This window comes from Actinoplanes sp. 13, assembly GCF_056134165.1.
On sequence record NZ_JBVYOQ010000001.1, the window covers coordinates 338,444 to 360,381 of the forward strand.

Annotated in this window: 23 protein-coding genes and 2 pseudogenes; 6 read left to right on the top strand and 19 right to left on the bottom strand. The window is 70.5% G+C overall.

Translation table 11 applies throughout. The annotated features are described in order from the left end of the window. Positions 1-150: 150 nt before the first annotated feature. Positions 151-1,761 carry an RNA polymerase sigma factor gene (locus AC0NH5_RS01485; protein ID WP_474400309.1) on the top strand — a complete coding sequence of 537 codons (1,611 nt, stop codon included), beginning with the start codon at positions 151-153 and terminating at the stop codon, positions 1,759-1,761. 247 nt (positions 1,762-2,008) lie between these two features. Then, positions 2,009-2,251, top strand: coding sequence for a DUF7455 domain-containing protein (locus AC0NH5_RS01490; protein WP_474398951.1), 243 nt, complete (start codon positions 2,009-2,011; stop codon positions 2,249-2,251). Between the two features lie 70 nt (positions 2,252-2,321). On the opposite strand, the gene AC0NH5_RS01495 is transcribed toward AC0NH5_RS01490, so the two are convergent. From AC0NH5_RS01495 to AC0NH5_RS01515, 5 genes and pseudogenes are all read right to left on the bottom strand, one after another. After that, positions 2,322-2,543, bottom strand: a complete 222-nt coding sequence (locus AC0NH5_RS01495; protein WP_474398953.1) for a helix-turn-helix transcriptional regulator — start codon at positions 2,541-2,543, stop codon at positions 2,322-2,324. After that, positions 2,543-3,043: a hypothetical protein gene (locus AC0NH5_RS01500; RefSeq protein WP_474398956.1), complete on the bottom strand. Its 501-nt coding sequence runs from the start codon at positions 3,041-3,043 to the stop codon at positions 2,543-2,545. Before AC0NH5_RS01500 ends, AC0NH5_RS01495 begins: the two co-directional genes overlap by 1 nt. 64 nt (positions 3,044-3,107) lie before the next feature. After that, positions 3,108-3,296 (bottom strand): annotated as a pseudogene (locus AC0NH5_RS01505) (ATP-dependent helicase); the annotation flags it as partial. Positions 3,297-3,355: 59 nt separating this feature from the next. Next, positions 3,356-4,775: pseudogene (locus tag AC0NH5_RS01510) on the bottom strand (DEAD/DEAH box helicase); the annotation flags it as partial. Positions 4,776-5,057: 282 nt separating this feature from the next. Continuing rightward, complete coding sequence (locus AC0NH5_RS01515; protein WP_474400310.1) at positions 5,058-5,282, bottom strand: DUF3039 domain-containing protein; 225 nt, start codon at positions 5,280-5,282, stop codon at positions 5,058-5,060. A gap of 192 nt (positions 5,283-5,474) precedes the next feature. On the opposite strand from AC0NH5_RS01515, the gene AC0NH5_RS01520 reads away from it, so the two are divergent. Further along, on the top strand, positions 5,475-6,422 hold the full coding sequence (locus tag AC0NH5_RS01520; RefSeq protein WP_474398957.1) for a pseudouridine-5'-phosphate glycosidase: 948 nt from the start codon (positions 5,475-5,477) through the stop codon (positions 6,420-6,422). Further along, complete coding sequence (locus tag AC0NH5_RS01525) at positions 6,419-7,312, top strand: carbohydrate kinase family protein (protein WP_474398958.1); 894 nt, start codon at positions 6,419-6,421, stop codon at positions 7,310-7,312. Before AC0NH5_RS01520 ends, AC0NH5_RS01525 begins: the two co-directional genes overlap by 4 nt. On the opposite strand, the gene AC0NH5_RS01530 is transcribed toward AC0NH5_RS01525, so the two are convergent. From AC0NH5_RS01530 to AC0NH5_RS01590, 13 genes are all read right to left on the bottom strand, one after another. Further along, complete coding sequence (locus tag AC0NH5_RS01530) at positions 7,309-7,680, bottom strand: DUF3099 domain-containing protein (protein ID WP_474398959.1); 372 nt, start codon at positions 7,678-7,680, stop codon at positions 7,309-7,311. The genes AC0NH5_RS01525 and AC0NH5_RS01530 overlap by 4 nt on opposite strands. A gap of 67 nt (positions 7,681-7,747) precedes the next feature. Continuing rightward, positions 7,748-8,311 (bottom strand): HhH-GPD-type base excision DNA repair protein, encoded by a 564-nt coding sequence (locus tag AC0NH5_RS01535; protein ID WP_474398962.1) that lies wholly within the window; start codon positions 8,309-8,311, stop codon positions 7,748-7,750. 23 nt (positions 8,312-8,334) lie between these two features. Further along, the gene (locus AC0NH5_RS01540; protein ID WP_474398963.1) at positions 8,335-8,610 is read right to left on the bottom strand and encodes a hypothetical protein; all 276 of its coding nucleotides are present in this window, start codon (positions 8,608-8,610) and stop codon (positions 8,335-8,337) included. Between the two features lie 28 nt (positions 8,611-8,638). Beyond that, positions 8,639-9,685: a methyl-accepting chemotaxis protein gene (locus tag AC0NH5_RS01545; protein WP_474398966.1), complete on the bottom strand. Its 1,047-nt coding sequence runs from the start codon at positions 9,683-9,685 to the stop codon at positions 8,639-8,641. Positions 9,686-9,710: 25 nt separating this feature from the next. Further along, on the bottom strand, positions 9,711-10,082 hold the full coding sequence (locus tag AC0NH5_RS01550) for a response regulator (RefSeq protein ID WP_474398969.1): 372 nt from the start codon (positions 10,080-10,082) through the stop codon (positions 9,711-9,713). Further along, positions 10,079-10,354, bottom strand: a complete 276-nt coding sequence (locus tag AC0NH5_RS01555; RefSeq protein ID WP_474398972.1) for a hypothetical protein — start codon at positions 10,352-10,354, stop codon at positions 10,079-10,081. Before AC0NH5_RS01555 ends, AC0NH5_RS01550 begins: the two co-directional genes overlap by 4 nt. After that, positions 10,335-12,704: a chemotaxis protein CheA gene (locus tag AC0NH5_RS01560; RefSeq protein WP_474398974.1), complete on the bottom strand. Its 2,370-nt coding sequence runs from the start codon at positions 12,702-12,704 to the stop codon at positions 10,335-10,337. Before AC0NH5_RS01560 ends, AC0NH5_RS01555 begins: the two co-directional genes overlap by 20 nt. Continuing rightward, complete coding sequence (locus AC0NH5_RS01565) at positions 12,701-13,102, bottom strand: response regulator (protein WP_474398976.1); 402 nt, start codon at positions 13,100-13,102, stop codon at positions 12,701-12,703. Before AC0NH5_RS01565 ends, AC0NH5_RS01560 begins: the two co-directional genes overlap by 4 nt. Next, positions 13,102-13,971 (bottom strand): CheR family methyltransferase, encoded by an 870-nt coding sequence (locus tag AC0NH5_RS01570; protein ID WP_474398978.1) that lies wholly within the window; start codon positions 13,969-13,971, stop codon positions 13,102-13,104. Before AC0NH5_RS01570 ends, AC0NH5_RS01565 begins: the two co-directional genes overlap by 1 nt. Continuing rightward, the gene (locus AC0NH5_RS01575; protein ID WP_474398981.1) at positions 13,972-14,598 is read right to left on the bottom strand and encodes a HEAT repeat domain-containing protein; all 627 of its coding nucleotides are present in this window, start codon (positions 14,596-14,598) and stop codon (positions 13,972-13,974) included. A gap of 21 nt (positions 14,599-14,619) precedes the next feature. Beyond that, a complete protein-coding gene (cheB, locus tag AC0NH5_RS01580; RefSeq protein WP_474398984.1) occupies positions 14,620-15,684 on the bottom strand; it encodes a chemotaxis-specific protein-glutamate methyltransferase CheB in 1,065 nt (354 codons plus the stop codon). A gap of 13 nt (positions 15,685-15,697) precedes the next feature. Further along, entirely contained in the window at positions 15,698-17,257 is a 1,560-nt protein-coding gene (locus tag AC0NH5_RS01585; protein ID WP_474398987.1) for a chemotaxis protein CheW, read from the bottom strand. Between the two features lie 20 nt (positions 17,258-17,277). Further along, complete coding sequence (locus AC0NH5_RS01590) at positions 17,278-19,218, bottom strand: methyl-accepting chemotaxis protein (protein WP_474398990.1); 1,941 nt, start codon at positions 19,216-19,218, stop codon at positions 17,278-17,280. Positions 19,219-19,490: 272 nt separating this feature from the next. Between AC0NH5_RS01590 and dtd the strand changes: the two genes are divergently transcribed. Further along, on the top strand, positions 19,491-19,913 hold the full coding sequence (dtd, locus tag AC0NH5_RS01595) for a D-aminoacyl-tRNA deacylase (RefSeq protein ID WP_474398992.1): 423 nt from the start codon (positions 19,491-19,493) through the stop codon (positions 19,911-19,913). Here dtd and AC0NH5_RS01600 read toward each other — a convergent pair. After that, entirely contained in the window at positions 19,910-20,695 is a 786-nt protein-coding gene (locus AC0NH5_RS01600; RefSeq protein WP_474398995.1) for a sporulation protein, read from the bottom strand. The genes dtd and AC0NH5_RS01600 overlap by 4 nt on opposite strands. A gap of 271 nt (positions 20,696-20,966) precedes the next feature. On the opposite strand from AC0NH5_RS01600, the gene sigB reads away from it, so the two are divergent. Further along, positions 20,967-21,920, top strand: coding sequence for an RNA polymerase sigma factor SigB (sigB, locus tag AC0NH5_RS01605; RefSeq protein WP_474400311.1), 954 nt, complete (start codon positions 20,967-20,969; stop codon positions 21,918-21,920). Positions 21,921-21,938: the final 18 nt, after the last annotated feature.

Below are 21,938 nucleotides of genomic sequence, written 5' to 3' on the forward strand. Positions count from 1 at the left end.
GGCGGCGTGCTGGAGGCGGAGGATCTCGGTCAGCGGCGCTACAATTCACCCCTGCCCACGCTTCACGGATGCTCACCTGCGGGACTGTCCGTGTTCCGAGGGCCCCCAAACAGACTCCGGCGAGACCGCCCCCGCGTGCTGCGCTGGACCATGGCCGTGCCCAACCACATCGCCTCCGGAAGGTCATTCGTGACAGAAGCCCACCAGAACGGTGCCGACGTTCGCTCTCTCACCGAGGCCTTGATCACCCATGCCCAGGGTGCTGGCGGGCAACTCACTTCGGCACAGGTCGCGCACACGCTCGAGTCCGCCGCGGTCAACCCGGCGCAGGCCAAGAAGATCCTGCGCGGGCTCGTGGACGCCGGCATCACCGTGGTCGTGGACGGCTCGGCCAGCACGCGGCGCAAGGTGTCCGCCGCGCGCGCCGCCACACCCGCCTCGAAGGCCACCACCGCCAAGACCGCGCCGGTCAAGAAGGCGGCGCCCGCGCCGAAGCAGGCCGCTCCGGGCCCTGAGGGCGACGCTGCCGACCCGGCGAAGAAGGCCGCACCGGTCCGCAGGACCGCGGCCGCCGCCAAGGCGACGCCGGCCCGCAAGGCGACCACCGCGGCGGCCAAGGCCACGCCGGGCAAGCCCGGCGAGCCCGGTGAGACCCCCGGCGAGGAGATCGATCCCGAGGCGCTCGCCGCCGAGATCGAGGACGTTGTGGTCGAGGAGCCGCCCGCCCTGGTCGCGGCCGCCGCCACCGACGCCGCCAGCTCGGCCACCGATGGCGACTTCGAGTGGGACGACGAGGAGTCCGAGGCGCTCAAGCAGGCGCGCCGGGACGCCGAGCTGACCGCCTCGGCCGACTCCGTCCGGGCGTACCTCAAGCAGATCGGCAAGGTCCCGCTGCTCAACGCCGAGCAGGAGGTCGAGCTCGCCAAGCGGATCGAGGCCGGCCTCTACGCCGCGGAGCGCCTGCGCGCCGCGGAGGAGGGCGAGGAGTCCCTCGAGCGCAACTTCGAGCGCGACCTGAAGTGGATCAACCGGGACGGTGAGCGGGCGAAGAACCACCTTCTCGAGGCGAACCTGCGGCTCGTCGTCTCGCTGGCCAAGCGTTACACCGGGCGGGGCATGGCGTTCCTGGACCTGATCCAGGAGGGCAACCTCGGCCTGATCCGCGCGGTCGAGAAGTTCGACTACACCAAGGGCTACAAGTTCTCCACCTACGCCACCTGGTGGATCCGGCAGGCCATCACCCGCGCCATGGCCGACCAGGCCCGCACCATCCGCATCCCGGTGCACATGGTCGAGGTCATCAACAAGCTCGGCCGCATCCAGCGCGAGCTGCTCCAGGACCTGGGCCGTGAGCCCACCCCGGAGGAGCTGGCCAAGGAGATGGACATCACGCCGGAGAAGGTGCTGGAGATCCAGCAGTACGCGCGTGAGCCCATCTCGCTGGACCAGACGATCGGCGACGAGGGCGACAGCCAGCTCGGTGACTTCATCGAGGACTCCGAGGCGGTCGTCGCGGTCGACGCGGTCTCCTTCTCGCTGCTCCAGGACCAGCTCCAGCAGGTGCTGCAGACGCTGTCCGAGCGGGAGGCGGGCGTGGTCCGGCTGCGCTTCGGCCTCACCGACGGCCAGCCGCGCACGCTGGACGAGATCGGCCAGGTCTACGGGGTCACCCGGGAGCGGATCCGGCAGATCGAGTCGAAGACGATGTCGAAGTTGCGGCACCCGTCCCGGTCGCAGGTCCTCCGGGACTATCTCGACTAGGACCCAGCCGTCAACATTCGGTGTCTAAATGGTCACCACCCGTACATCAACGGGTGGTGATCAGACCGTTGTGCAGAAATGATCGTTGACGTGGCACCCTTGGATCACGGCACACTAGCCAGAACCATTGTGTGACCTCGGTCCCCCCGGGGCACTTTGGGAAGGCTGCAACGGTGCAGGGTGTTGCACGATGTGTGAGCAGTAGCCGAGGAACATGTTCATCGGTGACGAACAGAGGAGGAAGGCGATGACCCCGACTCTCACGCCGCCGGCGGGAAGCCTCGCCGGCCCAGCAGCCGATGAACGGTGCGACCGCTGCAATGCAGCCGGGAAGCTCCGTTTGAGCCTGGCAGGCGGTGGCGAGCTGGTGTTCTGCGGCCACCACGCAAACCGCTACGCCGAGGATCTGGTGAAGATCGCGGTTCAGTTCACCGCTGACCCCGACTTCACCTGGCGCGGCGCGGGCATGATGTCCAACTCCAACAACTGAGCAACGGTCCCCCGACTGAGGCTTGAAAGAAGGGCGCTCCGTGGACGGAGCGCCCTTCTGCATGCCCGGCTCAGCCCCAGAGGTCCTCGACGGTCGTCCGCAGCTCTCTGGCGATCTTGACGGCCAGGTAGACCGAGGGGGCGTAATCGCCGGTCTCCATCGCGATGATGGTCTGCCGGCTCACCTCCACCGCGGCGGCGAGACCCTGCTGGGTCAGGCCGACGCCCTTGCGGGCCTCCCGGATCCGGGAGCCGGTCGCGCCGTCGGGCTCAGCGGCCCGGACCGGTGCCATCAGTCCTCGTCCGCGACGACGAGGGCGTCCAGCCGGCGGCGCTTGCGGGTGGCCACGCCCTGGGCCACCGCGCCCCCGGCGAGACCGATCAGCGCCCCGACGATCGCGCCCTTCCAGCCGCCGCCGTCGGGGCCCTGGATGTGGTAGAACGCCCCGACGGCGAACACCACGTACGGCAGGCCCACCAGCGTGCTCAGCACCAGCCGTTTCGGGCTCCACTCCCGGGGCGTGGTGTCCACCCGGCGCATGTTCACCCAGCCGACGCAGACCGCCAGCGGGAGGATCAGCGCGGCCAGGATGACGGCCAGCGGCAGCACCACCGGCTTGCCCAGCAGCCACACCAGCAGGGCCGCCGCCCACGGGACGGTGATCACCTGCCACTGCGCCGCGACAGCGGTCCCCTCGTACCACCGCAGGCGCTCACGCTCGTCGCGGCCGTAGAGGTCGCCGTCGAAGTCGAGGTTCCAGCGAACGAAACGATCCATCAGCGTCGTGGTCATGCCAACGATTCTGATGTTAAGTCGGCTTGACGTCAAGCCGACTTAACATAGCCGTCCGGAATGCTCAGAAGGTCTGGATCGTGGCGATCCGCTCCTCCAGCTGCTCGATCGTCGCCTGGGCACTCGGCGGGCCACCGCAGAGTCGCCGCAACTCGGCATGGATCTTGCCGTGCGGCAGGTTGGTCCGGTGGTGGTGCGCGGCGACCAGCGTGTTCAGCTGCCGGCGCAGGGTGGCCCGGCGCTCCCCCGCGCTGAGCTGCACGACCGGCTCCCGCTGGACCGGCACGTCGCTTCTCGCCTCGTCCTTCAGCTGCCGCTTCTGAGCCGCCAGCTGCTCCGACTGCCGCCTGTTCAGCAGCAGCGACACCTCGTCCGGGGTGAGCAGACCGGGCAGCCCCAGATAGTCCGCCTCCTCGGCGGTGCCGGTCCGCGCGCCGGTGCCGAACGAGGTCCCGTCGTAGATGACCTGGTCCAGCTCGGCGGTGGCGGAGAGCGCCTCGAACATCTTGTCCAGCTCGCCGAGCGCGTCCTCGGTCCGCTGCGCGCGCTCCAGGACGTCGTCGTCCAGCCCGTCCTTGTCCTTGGGCGCGCCGATCACGTGGTTGCGCTGAGCCTCCATCTCGCTGGCCAGCCCGAGCAGGTGCGGAACGCTGGGCAGGAAGACCGTCGCCGTCTCGCCCTCCCGGCGGGCCCGGACGAACCGGCCGATCGCCTGGGCGAAATAGAGCGGGGTTGAGGCGCTGGTCGCGTAGACCCCGACGGCCAGCCGCGGGATGTCGACGCCCTCGGACACCATCCGGACCGCCACCATCCAGCGCTTCTCCGAGGCGGCGAACTCGGCGATCCGGCCGGAGGCGCCCTCGTCGTCGGAGAGCACCACGGTGGCCGGCTCGCCGGTGAGGTCGTGCAGGAGCTTCGCGTACGCCCGGGCGGCCGTCTGGTCGCTGGCGATCACCAGACCGCCGGCGTCCGGCATGCCGTGCTCACGCAGCTTTGTGAGCCGGGCGTCGGCGGCCCGCATCACCTGGGGCATCCACTCGCCCCGGTGATCCAGGGCGGTCCGCCAGGCCTGCGCGATCAGGTCCTTGGTCATCGGCTCGCCCAGCCGGGCCGCCAGCTCGTCGCCGGCGTTGGTCCGCCACCGGGTCTCGCCCGAATACGCCATGAAGAGCACCGGACGTACGACCCGATCCCGCAGGGCGTCGGCGTAGCCGTACACCGAGTCGGCACGGGAGCGCTGGATGCCGTCCGGGCCGCGCTCGTAGCTCACGAACGGGATGGGGTTCTCGTCGGAGCGGAACGGGGTGCCGGTCAGCAGCAGGCGGCGGACGGCCGGTTCGAAGGCGTCCTTGACCCCGTCGCCCCAGGTGCGGGAGTCACCGGCGTGGTGGATCTCGTCGAGGATCACGAACGTGCGGCGGGTCAGGGTGCGCCGCTTGTGCACCGCGGGCGCCATGCCGACCTGCGCGTACGTCAGGACCGCCCCGTGGAAGTCCCGCGACGAGTGCACGTCAGCGTTGCGGAACTTCGGGTCGAGCTGGATGCCGACCCGGGCCGCCGCCAGCGCCCACTGGGTCTTCAGGTGCTCGGTGGGACAGACCACCGTGACCGCGTCACAGGTGCCGTCGGCGAGCATCTCCGCGGCGATCCGCAGGGCGAACGTGGTCTTGCCGGCGCCGGGCGTCGCCACCGCCATGAAGTCCTCGGAGCGGCGACGAAGGTACGTCACCATCGCCTTGCGTTGCCAGTCCCGCAGCGGCGGGAAGACGTCCAGGTTCGGCGGAGGCGGGCTCAAGCTGCGACGATCCCTTCATCATGGAAAAACCCCCGCGGTCTGTGGGCGCGGAGGCGGGTTTCATCATAGCCGCGGGCGGCGGATCGGCGGGGTCACGACGCCGTCCCCGGACGCCGTGGTGAGCAGCACAGAATGCCGCCACCGAGCGCGCGGAGGCGCCGGAGGCGGCAGCGGTGGACCTGGTGACGAGCGGGGTGGACCCACCCGGCACGCCGAGAATCAGGCCTTCATGGCCTCGTAGATCTCCTTGCACTGCGGGCACACCGGTGATCCCGGCTTGGGCGTCTTGGTCACCGGGAACTTCTCGCCGCAGAGGGCCACCACGAAGGTGCCCATGACCGCGCTTTCCGCGATCTTCTCCTTGCGCACGTAGTGGAACATCTCCGGACCGGTGTCGGCATCCTTGGTCTCCGGACGCTCCAGGATCTGGGTGCTCACGGTTATCTGCCCTTCAGGAAAACAGCGAAGCCTCGGCCGCCAAGTCTTGCACCTCACGCCTGGCCGGTCCAACGACAACGCAGGCCACAGGAGCCGTACGGTAGCCATGGCCGGGACCGCCGCACCGAGCGGTCTCCCGGCCGAACCGGCCCACGGTCTCGCAGACGAGGACCGGCAGGGCACGACAGGGGAGGCACTGTGACCGACTTCGCGATTCGATACGGCGAGCACGTGACCCGTGCGCGGCGGGACGGCCGTCCGGTGGTGGCCCTGGAGAGCACCATCATCTCGCACGGGCTGCCGCACCCGGACAACCTGCGGGTGGCGCGGGAGATCGAGCAGGCCGTGCGGGACAACGGCGCCGAGCCGGCCACCATCGGCATGATCGGCGGCGAGATCGTGGTCGGCCTGGACGACGACCGGGTGAAGCACCTGGCGCTGGCCCAGGGCGTGGCCAAGCTCTCGGTGCGGGACCTGGCGATCGCCGCGGCCCGGCGCGCCGACGGGGCCACCACGGTCGCCGCCACCAGCGCGATCGCCGCCGGCGCCGGCATCGGGGTGTTCGCCACCGGCGGGCTCGGCGGCGTGCACCGCGAGGCGAACATCACCTACGACGAGTCGGCCGACCTCACCGCGCTGGCCCGGACGCCGATCGTGGTGGTCTGCGCGGGCGTCAAGTCGATCCTCGACGTCGGCGCCACGCTGGAGCGGATGGAGACCCTCGGCGTCTCGGTGGCCGGGTACCGGACCCGGCGCTTCCCGGGCTTCTTCATCACCGACGGCGGCTTCGACGTCGACTGGCAGCTCGACTCGCCGGAGCAGGTCGCGGACTTCATCCGGGCCCGGCGGGACCAGGACGTCAGCGAGGGCGCGCTGGTCCTGGCGAACCCGCTGCCCACCGGCGAGCAGCTCGACCCGGAGCTGCACGACCGGACCCTGGCGAGCGGCCTGAGCCTGCTGGCCGAGCAGAACATCACCGGCAAGGCGGTCACCCCGTTCCTGCTGAGCCACTTCCACGCCAGCACCGAGGGGAAGAGCCTCGAGGTGAACATCCGGATCATCCTGCGCAACGCGGCGCTGGCGGCCCGGATCGCGGCGGCCACCGACGCCGGCACGGCCGCCCCGGTGGGCTTCGCGATCCGATGACGTCACCGCCCGGAACGATCGTCGTCGGCGATCTGGTCACCGACGTCCTGGTGGAGCAGACGTCCGCGATCCAGCCCGGATCGGACACCGACGCGGCGATCCGGGTCAGCGGCGGCGGCCAGGCCGCGAACACCGCGGCCTGGCTCGCCCACACCGGGCACCCGGTGACGCTGGTGGCCGCGGTCGGCGACGACGCCGCCGGGCGGGAACGGGTGGCCGAGCTGGAGCGGGCCGGGGTGCGGTGCGCGGTGCGCGTCCACCCGGACGTGGCGACCGGCAGCGTGGTGGTCCTCACCGGCCCCGCCGAGCGCACCATGATCACAGATCGGGGCGCCGCGCTGCTGCTCGACCCGGCACACGTCCGCTCGGTGACCGGCACCGCGCCGGCGGGCGGGCACCTGCATCTCTCCGGCTATCCGCTGCTGCACACGGGTTCACGGCCGGCGGGCCTCGCGGCCCTCGCGGCGGCGGCCGGACGGGGACTCACGGTGAGCGTCGACGCGGCCTCGGCGGCACCGTTGCGCGCGGTGGGTGCGGACGCTTTTCTTGCCTGGGTACGCGACGCCGACCTGCTCCTGTGCAACGCGGACGAGGCGGAGGTGCTGGCCGGTCCGGGCACCGCCGCCGAGCAGGCGGGGCGGCTCACGGCGCACGTGCGCCACGCGGTGGTGAAGCGGGGACCGGCCGGTGCCGTGTGGCGCGACCGGGATGGCGGGACGTGGACGGCGAGCGCGGAGAGCGTACCCGTCAAGGACCCCACCGGTGCGGGTGACGCCTTCGCCGCCGGCCTGCTCACCGCATGGTGTTCCGGCCTGGGGCCGCAGGCGGCCCTGGACGCCGGCACCGCACTGGGCGCCGCGGCGGTGGGCCGGATCGGCGCCCGCCCCTAGGGTTTACGCGGGCGGGCCTCGTCGATCACTTCGGAGTCGATGGTGATGAACTCCGGCTCGGGGCGGGGCTCCTCCAGCGCCATCCGGACGTCTTCGCGGGCAGCCGCGTCGGCGGCGCGCTCGGCCTTGGACTTCGGTGGGCGGTCGTTGGCGATCAGCACCGCGGCCCAGGGCAGGAAGACCATGCCGACGGCGCAGAGGACCAGCCACACGGGCAGGAGGGGAACCTGGGCGCTGATCAGCACACCGCCCAGGATGAGACAGGCGGCGCGCACGCTCATCATGGAGACGTAGCGGATCTGGCGGCTGCGGAGTTGATCATCTTGACTGCGAGCGGCATCGGTGATCAACACCGGGTGCTTCTTCACGCGAGGTCTCCGATCGACCTTGCCATCCTTGCACCGTCAGGGCCGTTGTGCCCAACGCCCGGAGGATCTATGTCGCTTTGGCAGCCGCCTTCTTCTGCTGCTTGAACTCGCGCACCTTGCCCAGCGACGCGGCGTCCACCACGTCGGCCACCGAGCGGTAACCCTCCAGCGCGTAGTCGCCGGCCACCGCCTCCCAGCCCGCCGGCCGCACGCCCAGCTGCTTGGCGAGCAGCGCGACGAAGATCTGCGCCTTCTGCTTGCCGAAGCCGGGCAGCTCCTGGACCCGCTTGAACAGCTCCTTGCCGGTGGCGGCCTCGGTCCAGAGCCGGGTCACGTCGCCGTCGTAGCGGGACTCGACCAGCGCGGCCAGCTCCTGCAGCCGGGCCGCCATCGAGCCGGGAAAGCGGTGGATCGCCGGTGGCGTGCTGCACAGCTGCTTGAACGACTCGGCGTCCGCGGCGGCGATCGCGGCCGGGTCCAGCGTGCCGAACCGGCTGAGCACCTTCCAGCCGCCCCGGAAGGCGTGCTCCATCCCGTACTGCTGGTCGAGCATCATGCCGATGACGACGGCGAACGGGTGCTCGTCGAGGACCCGGTCGGCGTCCGGCTCGTTGGCGATCTGGAAGCCCATGTCTGCATGCTCCCACGCCGCGGTCACGCCCGGACCGAGCCGCCCGTCAGAGCTCCATAGGTGATGATCCGGACCTTCAGCGACCGGCCCGCCACCCGGCTCAGCTCGCCGATCTCCATGATGTGCTCGGCCACCCGCCGCAGGTCGGCCGGCGCGGTCACCGGCCGGTGCAGTCCGAGCGACTGCACCGACAGGCTCCACATCCCCTCGGCCATCCGCGGGCCGATCAGCTCCGCCAGTGCCTTCACCGCGTCCTGTTCGGTCGGCGCGTCGGGACCATGCCCCTCGATCCGAGCCATCCGGCACCCTCTCTCGGCCGTCGTGTGGTCAGAACAGCTCGATGAGCGGCTCCGTGTCGGCCTCGACGTCGGCGCCGGTCTGCGCGGCGTGTGTCGACCTCTGGCGGGACATGACGTGCTTCGACCGCAGTTCCTCGATCTTGATGGAACTCGCGACGAGATCCTGCTCACCCAGATCGCCACGGGCGTACGCGGCCACCTGCTCGGACTGCCGGCGCACGTCGGCGACCGCCTCGTTCACATGCTCCAGCATCTGCCGGCTGATGTCCTGGAACTGCACGTGACCGACCGCGCCGCTGGTCTCCGCGGTGAGCGCCGCGGAGCTGCGCTGCACCTGCTCGGCGGCGATGACCGTGTCCTTCAGGATGCCGGCGACCATCTCCGACATCTCCCGCTGAGCGTCGGCGATGCCGCCGAGCCGGCGGGTCATCGCGGTCTCCTCGGTCAGCGGCGGGAGGTCGCCGCTGCGGTCGAACTGGCTGTCGTCGGAGAGCACCGAGTCCAGCCTGGCGGTCAGGTCGGCGATGCTGCTGCCGATGCCGTGCGCCGCCTCGGACGAGCGGTGGGCCAGCTTGCGCACCTCGTCGGCGACGACCGAGAAACCCTCCCCGGCGTCGCCCGCCCGGACCGCCTCGATCATCGCGTTCAGCGCCAGGATGTTGGTCGCCCGGCTGACCTCCTCGATCTGCTTGACGTGCTGGTCCAGCTCGCGCATCTGGTCCACCAGGGCGCGGATCTGGTGGTCCCGGTGCAGGAAGTACGAGATGAGGCGGCCGACCAGCTGGTCGTTCGACGAGCTGACCTGGCTCAGCTCGCTCTCCGTGCGGCCGAGGGTGCCGGCGAGCTGGGACACGTCGCCGGCCATCACCTCCGCCAGCGAGTCGACCTTGAGGAGCTGCTCGACGATGGCCTCCGCGGCCTCCCCGGTCAGGCCGATCACGTCACACACGTGGCCGTCGATCACCTCGCAGAACGGAGTGATCGGCTCCAGCGCTTCAGCGACCACGTCCCCGCGCGGCCGCTGCTCCGCCGGCTCGGCCGGGGCGGGCGACAGCTTCCGGAGAAGGCTGGGCATGCGGTACCTCCGTTACGAGCGGCCGTCAGGCGCCGGGCAGAACCTGCTTGATCACACCGAGCAGCTGGTCGGGCGCGACCGGCTTGACCAGCCAGCCGGTGGCGCCCGCGCTCTTCGCCTCGGCGCGCTTGGTCTGCTCCGACTCGGTGGTCAGCATGAGGATCGGCGTGAACCGCATGCCAGGGGCCTTGCGGGCCTCGCGGGCGAAGGTGATCCCGTCCATCTGCGGCATGTTGACGTCGCTGATGATCAGGTTCGGCTTGACACCCTTGCTGAGCTTGTCGAGGGCCTCCTTGCCGTGGCCCGCGGTCTCCACCGCGTACCCGGCCTTGGTCAGGATCGACTTGAGGCTCATCAGCATGGTGGCGGAATCGTCGACGAGCATCACTGTGGTCATGGTGGTTCGTTCCCCCGTTGGCCGGCCGTTCCGCTGCTCCCGTTGAGCAGCGGCAGCACCTGAGCCGCCAGGAAGGCGTCAACCGGTGCTGAAGATATCTTCGGGCGGAAGAGCAGCAGCGCCTGGAGCGCGCCGGTATGGAGATGGTTGCAACGCCGCAGGCTCACCTTGGGCCTGCGGGCGGCGCGCAACCAGCCGACCAGTTGCTCGACCTCGTCCACGGTCACCACGCCCACGAGCGTGGCGCTGTCGTCATGCAACTCGAGCGGCAAGGCCGAGCACCTCCTTCATGTTCAGCACCAGCAGGACCAGGCCGTCGCCGAGCAGAGCCGTCCCGGAGAACTCGTCGGCGTAGGCGAGCAGGCCCTCCATCGGCTTGAGGATCACGTCGACCTCGCGGTGGAAGGCCGACACGAGCAGGCCGACCCGCTGGCCGTTGACGTTCACCACGAGGATCGCGCGGTCGGCGGCCGGCTCGGGTTCCCACGGCATGTCCAGCGCCCGGGCCAGGTCGATCACCGGCACCACCTCGCCGCGCATCACCACCACCTCCTGGTGGAGCACCCGGCCCATCTCCTCGGCGGGGACGCGGACGGTCTCCACCACCAGGTCGACCGGGATGCCGAAGCGCTGGCCGGCCACGCTGACCACCATCACCTGGGTGACGGCCATCGAGAGCGGCAGCCGCAGCCGGGTGGAGGTGCCCTGGCCGAACCGGGAACGCATGGTCACCGTGCCGCCGAGCTTCTCCACGCTGGCCCGGACCGCGTCCATGCCGACACCCCGGCCGGACAGGTCGGAGACCTGGTCGGCGGTGGAGAAGCCGGCGCGGAAGACCAGGTTGACGGCTTCGGTGTCGGAGAGCGACTCCAGCTCCTCCTCGGTGATCAGCCCCTTCTCGTACGCCTTGCGCTTGACCCGTTGCGGGTCCACGCCGCGCCCGTCGTCGGAGACCTCGACGATCACCGCGTCGCCGTCGGCCACCGCCGCCAGGGTGAGGCGGGCCGCTGGGGGCTTGCCGGCCGCCAGCCGCTCCTCGGAAAGCTCGATGCCGTGGTCCAGGCTGTTGCGCACCAGGTGCACCAGCGGGTCGCCGAGCGCCTCGATGACGTCCTTGTCGGCCATCGTGTCCTCGCCCTCGGTGACCAGCTCGATCGTCTTGCCGAGGCGCCGGCTGAGGTCGCGGACCAGGCGCGGGAACCGGCCGAACGCCACCGACAGCGGCAGCATGCGGACGTCCATCACGGACGCCTGGAGCTCCTCGGCGATCCGGTGCAGGCCGGCGTACTGGTCCTTGATCCGGCGGCTGAAGACCCGGCTGCCGAACTCCTCCTCGGCGGCGTCGGCCAGGAAGGTGAGCCCGTTCTTCGCCACGTTCAGCTCGCCGACCAGCTCCATCAGCCGGTCCACCTTCTCCTGATCGACCTTGAGCACCCGGGTGCCGACCTGGCCACCGGGGTCCTCGGCCCGCCCGGCCATCTCGGCCGGCGCCACCGCGGCGGGTGCGGCGGCGGCGATCGCGGTGCTCGTGGTCGCCGGCGTGGCGATCGGCCCGGCCGGCTCCGGGGCCGCCTCGGCGAGCAGGCGGGCGACGGCTGCCTGCACCGCCGCGCAGTCCGCGTCCTCGAGATCCACGGGTACGCCGAGGGTCCGTGCCGCCGCTGCGACACCACCCGCGATCGCTCGCAGCTGGGGGCCCGCGCACGCGCTGACCTCCAGCGCGCGGCGTGCCGCGGCGAGCACCGCCCGGGCGTCGGCGGCCCGGTCGGAGTCGATCACCTCGGTGACGGCCACCGTGATCGGCTCCTCGACGCGCAACGGCGGCTCGCCGCTGAGGTGCCGGGTGATCGCGTCGGCGTCCAGCTCGACGATCTGGACCTGGTCCGGGACGTACCGGAAAAGGTGCTCCAGCTCGCCGACGGCGGCCCGGGTGGCGACCACGAACGAGAGCAGGCAGACGTACTCGTCGTATTCGTCCGGGGCCGGCCACTGCTCGGGCGGCACGACGCCGAGCCGTTCCAGCGCGGGCACCTGACGGATCAGGTGCACCGGGTCCTCCGCCCGGAAGAAGCAGTCGGAGTCCGGGACGTACCGGACGAAGCGCATGGTGGAGGACGTGGTGGAGAGCCAGCTCGCCAACTCGGTCAGCCACTCGGCCTGGAACCAGGCCAGCCACTCGGGCGCGACGTCGATCGTCTGCACCGGGCCGGCCGCGGTCTGGGTGGCGGTCACCGACTCGCCGCCGAGCGGGGCACGCAGCTTGGTGATCAGGCCGGCCGCGTCGTTGCCGGCACTCGCCGGCAGCCGCTCGTGCGCGGTCACGTGGGCCAGCCAGCCCCGGATCAGGTCGAACGAGGCGAGCAGGTCGTCGGTCATCGTCGAGTCGAGCCCGAGCCGGCCGCCACGCACCGCGTCCAGCAGGTCCTCGGCCGCGTGCGTGAGCCGGGTCAGCTCCGGGAAGTCGAAGAGCCCGGACGAGCCCTTGAAGGTGTGCGCCGCGCGGAACACCTCGTTGACCAGCTCCGGGTCGCCCGGTCGGCGTTCCAGCTGGAGCAGGCCCTCGTCCACCTGGGCCAGCAGGTCGTTGGCCTCGGCGAGGAACTGGGCGAGCAGCGGATTCATGCCGGCTCGTCCTTCCCGCTGGTCAGCATGGTCGCGATCCGGACCAGCCGGTCGCCGGCCACCGGCTTGACCAGATAGAGGTTCGCCCCGGCCTGATAGGCCCGGTCGGCGTCCCCCGGCCGGTCCTCGGTGCTGATCATCAGCACCGGGGCGGCGGTGCCGACCGTCTCCGACCGCAGCGTCTCCACACAGGCGTAGCCGTTCATCTTCGGCATGTTGACGTCCACCACGAACAGGTCGAACGCGGTACTCAGGGCGGCCTCGACCGCCTCCAGGCCGTTCGCCGCCTCGGCCACCTCGAAGCCCGCCTCGGCGAGCAGGCTGGTGTGGTAGAGCCGCACCGTGGCGGCGTCGTCGACGACGAGCACCCGGGGTTTGCTGACGGTATCCGAGGTCATCACTTGGCTCCGGTCGGTCGCTGGTAGACGAGGCCCTCCGGCAGGCGGGTCGGCGTGAAGATCGGCGAGATCCGGCTCATCGACTCGGAGTGGCCGAGGAACAGATAGCCGCCGGGACGCATCGCGCCGTACAGGTTCTCGGCGGCCCGGCGGCTGGACAGCTCGTCGAAGTAGATGAGCACGTTGCGGCAGAAGACGACGTCGAAGTCACGGAAGGCGCGCATCGCGGCCGTGTCGCAGATGTTCATCTTGTGCAGCGTGACGGCGCTGCGGATGCCCTCGTCGACCTGGTAGCGCCCGGCGCCGACCGAGGTGAAGTACTTGTTCATCCACGGTTTCGGGATCCGCTGCACGGACCGCTCGCCGTAGCTGGCGTGTGCCGCCTTGGCCAGGACGTCGCTGTCGATGTCGGCACCGTGGATCTCCACGTCGACATGGTCGATCTGGTCCCACTCCTCCAGCAGGCGCAGCGCGATCGAGTAGGGCTCCTCACCGGTCGAGCAGGGCAAGGAGAGGATCTTCACCGGCCCGACGATCCGGTTCACCCCGCCGCGGTCACGCAGCACGTTCGGCAGCACCGTGCTGAGCATCGCGTCGAACTGGTAGTCCTCGCGCAGGAAGTACGTCTCGTTGACGGTGAGTTCGTTGATCAGCCCTTGCAACATGTCGGACTTCTCGCTCATCCGCAGCGCGGCGAACCAGCTCGCGAACGTGTCGTACGGCGAGTCGCGGATGCAGGTGTCGATCCGCTTGTCGACGAAATACCGCTTCGCCGAGGTGAAGTGGATGCCGGTGCGCTTGTAGAAGTACTCGGTGAACCGGGTGAATTCCGTGTCCGAGAGGCCGGCCCCGGTGGCGGGCGCGCTCACCTAGGCCGTCCCGACCAGTCGGGGCAGCGCCGCCTGGACGGTGAACCGCAGGAACGGGTCGTCCGGAAAGCGGCGCATCGCCTCCTCCAACACCGGGGCGTGCTCAGCGGTCGCCGAGGGCAGCAGCGCGTCGATCGCCGCGGTGACCACGTTCGGGTGCGGGTCCTCGGCGATCATCCGGGTCAGCCAGACCTGCGCGTCCGGGTGCTGGAGGTCGGCCAGGACCATCGCCGTCATCACCCGGACGTCGTGGTCGGGGGCCGCCGTCAGGCTCGGCAGTAGCGCCGGGACCGAGCGCGGCATGGTGCCCAGCGCCTCGGCGACGGCCGTCCGGAGCGCCGCGTCGTCGCTGGCCAGGTGCACGGCGAGGGCGCCGGCGACGTCCTCGAAGTCGTACCCGGCCAGGGTGGTGAGCACGGCGTCGCGGACGCTCGTCTCGGTCTCCACTCCGACCCGGGCAAGCAGATCGGGCACCGCCTCGGTCACCCCGGCCAGGCCCAGCGCCGCCTCACGACGCCGCTCCGGATCCTCGTCGCCGATCTGCCGCATCAACTCCTCGGCCGACGGTTCCGCCGGCGGAGTCTCCTCCTCGGGCTGCTGCGAGGCCTGCTTACGGACGAGCCCCATGGTGATCACCCTTTCTCGACGTCAGCGGACCCAGTCGGCCAGCCGGTCGGCGATCTCGTACGCCGGCAGCACGGCCGTGGCCCCGCCGCGCCGGGCGAGCTCGCCGGGCATACCCCAGACCACGGCCGTCTCCTCGGCCTCGGCGATGGTGCGGCCACCGCCGTCCTTGACAGCGGCCATCTCGGTGGCGCCGTCGTCACCCATCCCGGTCAGCAGCGCGCACACCAGCCGTGCCGGGTCGACGTAGCGCCGGGCCGAGCCGACCAGCCGGTCCACGCTCGGGTGCCACCGGTACTCCGCGGCGGCCGGCACGCTCTTGACGATCAGACCGTCGGTCCGCCGGGCCACCATGACGTCCGCGCCGCCCCGGCCGATGTAGATGTTGCCGCGTTGCACGTTCATGATGCGGTCCACCTCGTGCACCCGCAGCGCGCACGACTCGTTCAACCGGCGGGCCAGCGTCGCGGTGAACGACGCCGGGATGTGCTGGGCCACCACCACCGGCGCGCCCAGGCTCGCCGGCAGTTGCGGCAGCAGTTCGTGCAGCAGCGCCGGACCTCCGGTCGAGCAGCCGATCAACACCAGGTCGACCGAACCGACCGCGGTGAGCTCCCGGCGTGCCGGGGCCGACGCCGACCGCTGGGTCTGAGCCCGCAGCCGAGCGCTCAGGCCACCGGCCCGCTTCAGCCGCACGGCGGCCGCCCCGCGCACCTTGGCCACCAGGTCCGTGGCGACCTCGTCGATGTTGAGCGAGACGGTGCCGCCCGGCTTCGGCACGTAGTCCACCGCGCCCAGCTCGAGAGCCTCCAGCGTGACCAGGGCGTTGTGCTCGGTCAATGAGGAGACCATCACCACCGGGGTGGGCTGTTCTTCCATGATCTTGGCAAGGCACGTGAGGCCGTCCATCTCGGGCATGTTGATGTCCAGGGTCACGACGGCCGGCTTCACGCGGCCGAGCTGTTCCAGCGCGTCGACGCCGTTGCGGGCGGTGTGCACCTCGAAGTCGCCGGCGTCGACGAGGATCTGCTTGAGCGCGCGGCGCATCAGGGCCGAGTCGTCGACGACCAGCACGGACGTGGATGGCAACGGCGGTCTCCGATCAGACGGCGGCGAGGGCCTCGTCGACCGCGGCCTCGCACAGCTGCGCGGCCTGGTCGGCCTGATCGGCCGCAAGCAGTTGGTCCACCTGCACGAGCAACAGCATCCGCTGCTGATCCGGCAGGTTCGCCACCCGTGACACCACCCTGGCCTGCTCGGCCGAGAGCTCCGGGGCCGGCTCGAGCACGTTGCGCCCGACCCGGGCCACCTCGGCGACCGAGTCCACGATGAACCCGGTCCGGACCCCTCCGATGATCAGCACCACGATCCGTTGCCGCTCGTCCCGCTCGGAACGTTCCAGCCCCAACCGGGTCCGCAGATCCACCACCGGCAGCACGGTGCCGCGGAGGTTGACCAGGCCCTCCACGAAGTCGAACGACTTCGGTACGCGGATCAGCGCCTTGGGCACTCGGATGATCTCCTGCACCGTGTCCACGTCGACGGCGTACTCCTCGTCGTCGAGACGGAACACCACGAAGAGCTCCTCGTCACCGCGCCCGTCGTCGTCCGTCCCGGCCTGCTCCTCGGCCATCTCCCGCTGGTCCTCCCGATAGTCGGCGATCTCGTCGCGCACCTCCGGCGAGTCGAACATCCGGCTCACGCTGAGCACCGAGACCAGCCGTTTGCCGTCCTCGAGGCGGCACACCGACTCCACCTCGCTCTTGCGCCCGTCGCCGGCGACCACGCCCGGCAACGGGGCGACCAGTTCGTGCGGCACCCGGAGTACCTCGCGCACCGTGTCCATCACCACGCCGACCACCCCGCCGTCGATGGAGACCACGACGATCCGGTTCTGCGGCTCCAGCGGCGTCACCGGCAACCCGAACACCCGCCGCATGCTCACCACCGGCAGCAGCCGGCCGCGCAGGTCGATCACGCCCAGCACCCGGCTGCCCGCGTTCGGCACGTGGCTCACCGACTCGGGCGCCTGCACAATCTCCTGGACCTGGTCGATCGGGAGCGCGTACTCCTGGCCCTCCACCGCGAAACTCACCAACTCGAGCGTGTCGTCCAGTTCGCCGTCGATGTCGCTCTCGCCCGGCACCCGGGCCGCCGCGCTCGCGTCGCGGCTGCCGCGCTGCTCCGAGAGGCGGGAGAACTGGGTGCCGATCAGGCGGTCCACGTCCAGCACGGTGGTCATGTCGCCGTCACCGGATTTGATCACCCCGACCAGCACGTCCGACCGGACCGTCGACTGCACCGCCTCGGCCGCCTCCATCTGCTGCGGGTCGATGCTGATGACGCTCGCCACCCGGTCCACCACGAAGCCGAGGGGCACCCCGCCGTCGACCACGATCACCCGGGTCGTCTCGTTGTGCCCGGTCTGGTCCATCGCGCAGCAGCGCCGCAGGCTGACCACCGGCAGGACCCGGCCGCGCAGGTTCGCCAGCCCCTCCAGCGACGGCGGGCCGAGCGGCACCTTCACCACGGCAGGCATCCGGATGATCTCCTGCACCCGGCGCATCGGGAAGGCGTACCGCTCCCCCGCCATGTCGAAGGTGACGTAATCAGCGTTGTCGTCGTCCAGTTCGGACGCGTTTTCCTCCACATCGACGCTCATCGTCGGCTCCCCTCGCCGGCTCAGGCGTTCTGCAGCTCGTCGGCGAGCGCGGCGATCTCCTCGACCGCGGCCGCCAGCTGTTCGGCGCCCTGCGCCTGCTCCCGGGCCGCGGTGGAGGCCTGACCGGCCAGTTGCTCGGCCTCGTTGGCGGAGGCGGCGATCTGCTCCAGGCCGACCTTCACCTCGCCCAGGACGCTCGCGATCTGCTGCGCCCCCTCCCGGACCTCGGCGTTGCCGCTGCGCACCTGCTGCATGTCGCGCTCGATCTCCACGAGCCGGGCGGTGGTGGCCTTGGCCGACTCCGCCTCCGCCATCGACATGCGGCTGGTCTCCTCCAGGTCGCTTCGCACCTCGACGATGCGGTCCTGGACCGCCTTGACCAAGTCCTTGATCCGGTCGGCGTTGTCCGCCGAGTCGCGCGCGAGGTTCCGGATGTCGGTCGACACCACGGCGAAGCCCTTGCCGAACTCACCTGCCCGAGCGGACTCCACAGACCCGTTGACCGCCAGCATGTTGGTCTGCACCGAGACGTTGGCGATGGCATCGACGATCTTGTCGATGCGTCGCGAGATCTGCTCCAGTTCGCTGACCTTGCGGACGTTCTCGATGCCGCTGCGCGCGGCGGCGCCGATGGCGTCGATCATCGAGTCGACCGCCTCCTTGTTGGAGGCGAGCAGCTCGAGGATGACGTCAGACCGTTCCACCGCGGCCCCACCCCGATCGGCCGAGAGCGTGGCGCCCTGCTCGATCTGGTTGACCAGTTCCGCAGTCTGCTGGCCCTTCTCGGCCGCTGTCCGGGCACCCGCATTGATCTCGTTGATCGCCACGTTGATCTGGTTGGCGGCCCGGTTGATCTCCTCGACCGACGCGGACAGCTCCTCGGCGGCGGCCGCCACCTCCTCGGCGCTCTTGGCGATGTCGGTGCTGCTGCGCAGGGTTTCGGACACCTCGGCGAGTTCCTCCGCCGCCTGCTCGCTCTGCCGCAGCGCCTGGCTCTGCTGCCCGACTGTCTGCAACGACTCCTCGCAGGCCGCGGACTGCTGCTCGGCCGCCGCGGCGATCTCCTCCGACCGCTGCTTCGCTGCCCCGGCGGACCGCTTGGACTGCTCCGCCGTGGCCGCCATCTCGGTGGCGCCGGCCATGATCGTGCCCATGTCGGCCCGGATGGTCTCGAGCTGCGACATGATCGTCTTGCCCTTCTCCACCTCGCCCCGGGCCGCCTCGGCGGAGCCCTGCACGGCGCCCGCGATCTCGGTGACGCTGTTGCGCACCTCGTCGATCAGGTCGCGGATCTGCCGGGCGCTGCGCTCGCTCGTCTCCGCCAGCGTGCGCACCTCGTCCGCGACGACGGCGAAGCCCTTGCCGTGCTGCCGCGCCCGGGCCGCCTCGATGGCGGCGTTCAGCGCCAGCAGGTTGGTCTGGTCGGCGATGTGCGCGACGGTCTTGACGATCTCGCCGATCTCGTCGGCCTGCTTCTCCAACTCGGTGATCGTCACGACCGACGCGGTCTGCCGGGTGGACGCTCCGTCGACGTTGGCGAGCAGCGTGTTGATGCCCTGCCGGGTTTCGTTGAGCAGCACCTGGAGGGCCTGGCTCAGCTCGGCCACCTGACGGGTGGTGGTCTGCTGCTGCCCGGCCCGCTCCTCCACCTGGTTCATCGCGGCCAGGCTCTGCTGGGTGGCGCCCGACGCCTCCTCCGCGCCGGCGGCGATCTGCTGCATCGACTCGGTGAGCTGCCGGGACGCCTCCGCCGCCTGGGCGTTCTGCGCGGAGATCTCGGCGGTGGCCGCGGCGATCCGCTCGGCCGCCTGCTGCTGCTTGGCCACTGAGCGGGCCTGGCGTTTCGTCGCGTCCGTATCGCCTCCCCGGGCCGGACGGGCGGTGGTGGACGCTGCCGCAGCCGGGCGGGCGGTCCGGGCGCCGTCCGTCGCACGCGGGTTGGCGGTGCTGGTGAGGGGCATGGGTGGTCTCCCATCTGAGTCCGGTCGATCCGGCGCACGCGGGTGCGGAATTCTCTTCGCCGCTGTCGGGAGCTCGCCGTCGGCTTCGGTGCCGGAGAGGATGGGTCGGCGGCTCCCGTCGACCAGGGAAATCGTGGCACCGGCCGGGACCGCGCCGGTGCGATATGCAGAGAGTTCGATCAGACTTAAGCGCAAACCACGGCGGCGGCGAACAGCCGAGCACGACCCGCTACCGTCGCGGGGCGGAGCCACACCGAGAAACGGGGAGTCCGATGCGCGCACTGGTCCAGACGGTCAGCCGGGCGAGCGTGACCGTCGACGAGGAGATCGTCGGAAAGATCGAGGACGGCCTGCTCGTGCTGGTCGGCGTGACGCACGACGACACCCCGGTCAAGGCGGCCGAGCTGGCCCGTAAGACGTGGGAACTACGCATCCTCGACGACGAGCGGTCAGCCTCGGACGAGGACGCGCCGGTGCTGGTGGTCAGCCAGTTCACGCTGTACGGCGACGCGCGCAAGGGCCGCCGCCCGACCTGGAGCGCGGCGGCGCCGGCCGAGGTGGCCGAGCCGCTGGTGACCGAGTTCGTCAACGCACTGCGGGCCCGGGGAGCGACCGTGGCAACCGGTCGCTTCCGGGCCCACATGCTGGTCGAAAGCGTTAATGTCGGACCGCGGACGGTCCTGCTCGAGCTTTAGAAGAGGCCGCGCCGCTGGGCGGCCTGGCGCAGCCACTGGTCCAGCCGGGCGGTCCAGTCGACCTGGTCCACGGTGGCGTAATCGACGTCGAAGCTGCCGAACGCGTCGTGCCCCTCGGAGAACATGCCACCACGCTTGTCGAGCTCCAGCACCACCTGCAGCTTGTTCGGCGTGGGCAGGAAGGTCAGCTCCAGCTGGTTGATGCCCCGCGCGTACTGCGCGGGCGGGTAGAACTCGATCTCCTGGTAGAACGGCAGGTGCTGCTCCACGCCGTAGACGCGGCCCTTCTCCACATCCGCCTTGCTGAACCGGAAACCGAGGCGCAGCAACGCCTCCAGGATCCGCTCCTGGGCGGGCAGCGGGTGCACCGCGACCGGGTCCAGGTCCGACTTGTCGACCGCGCGGGCCACCTCGAGCTCGGTGGTCAGGCCCATCGTCATGCCGTGCAGGCGCTGCCCGTACAGCTCGGTGATCGGGGTCTGCCAGGGCACCTCGAACCGGAACGGCACGTCGTGCCGGGCGCCCGGGTCCAGCCGGAAGGAGCCGGTGAGGCGCTGCCGGTGGAACTCCTGGTTCGTCTGGTACTCGCTGTCGCCGCTCTCCACCTCGACCCGGGTGATCAGGCCGATCGCGAGGTATTCGATGTCGGTGGCGTGGTCGCCGCCGACGACGTGCACCTGTCCCTCGAGGAAGCCGCCCGGATATGTGTTCGGGTTGGCGAGCACCGTGTCGACCGAAGGACCGCCCACGCCGAACGCCTGCATCATGCGTTTGAAGACCACACCTGTCCCTTTCTCAGCAGAACTGCACAGTATCGAGGCCTGCCAACCACTCTCGGTGATCAAGCGTCGAGGCTGTCGGCTTGTCGACGTCAGGGTTCTCCCCGATTCATGCCACCTGGACGCTGGCCTCACCTCCGCTTAACGCGCCGCAGACCAAGCTACTCATCACCGGCACGGATGCGGCTGGTACGCACGAGACGTTATCGCGGGGAGGGGACTCAAAGTGGTCCTGGAGATGAAGGCGTCGGAGTCCACGGTCGTCGAGACCATCATGACCGACGAAGTCGAGACGCTGGCCGACCTGGACGCGACCGACGAGCGGGGCGTTTCCGCCGATCTGGTCCGCGCCTATCTGAACGGCATCGGCCGCACTCGCCTTCTCACCGCCGTCGAGGAGGTGACTCTCTCCAAGCGCATCGAGGCGGGGCTGTACGCCGAGGAGAAGCTGCCGGCCGCCGGCGCCGACCTCGCGCCGCTGCTGAAGGTGATCGTCACCGAGGGCCGGGCCGCGAAGAACCACCTGCTCGAGGCGAACCTGCGGCTCGTGGTGAGCATCGCCAAGCGTTACACCGGGCGGGGCATGGCGTTCCTCGACCTGATCCAGGAGGGCAACCTCGGCCTGATCCGCGCGGTCGAGAAGTTCGACTACACCAAGGGCTACAAGTTCTCCACCTACGCCACCTGGTGGATCCGGCAGGCCATCACCCGCGCCATGGCCGACCAGGCCCGCACCATCCGCATCCCGGTGCACATGGTCGAGCAGGTCAACCGGATGGTCCGCAGCCGCCGCGACCTGGCCGTCGCCCTCGGCCGCGAGCCCAGCATCGCCGAGATCGCCAAGGCGATGGACGTGCCGGAATTCCAGGTCATCGAGCTCATCTCGTACGACCGGGAGCCGGTCAGCCTGGACCAGGCCGTGGGTGAGGACGGCGAGAGCGCCCTCGGTGACTTCGTCGCCGCGGTCGACCCCAACCAGCCCGGTGAGGGCGTGGCCCGGGGCGAGCTGCGCAACGAGGTGGAGATCGTGCTGGCCACCCTCTCCGAGCGGGAGTCGGCGGTGATCCGGCTGCGCTTCGGCCTGGACGACGGCCGGCAGCGCACCCTCGACGAGGTGGGCCGCGAGTTCGGCCTCAGCCGGGAGCGGATCCGCCAGATCGAGAAGGTGACCATGCTGAAGCTGCGTGACCCGGAGCGGGCCTCCCGCCTCGAGGCGTACGCGTCCTGAGCTCGGCGCTGACCACAG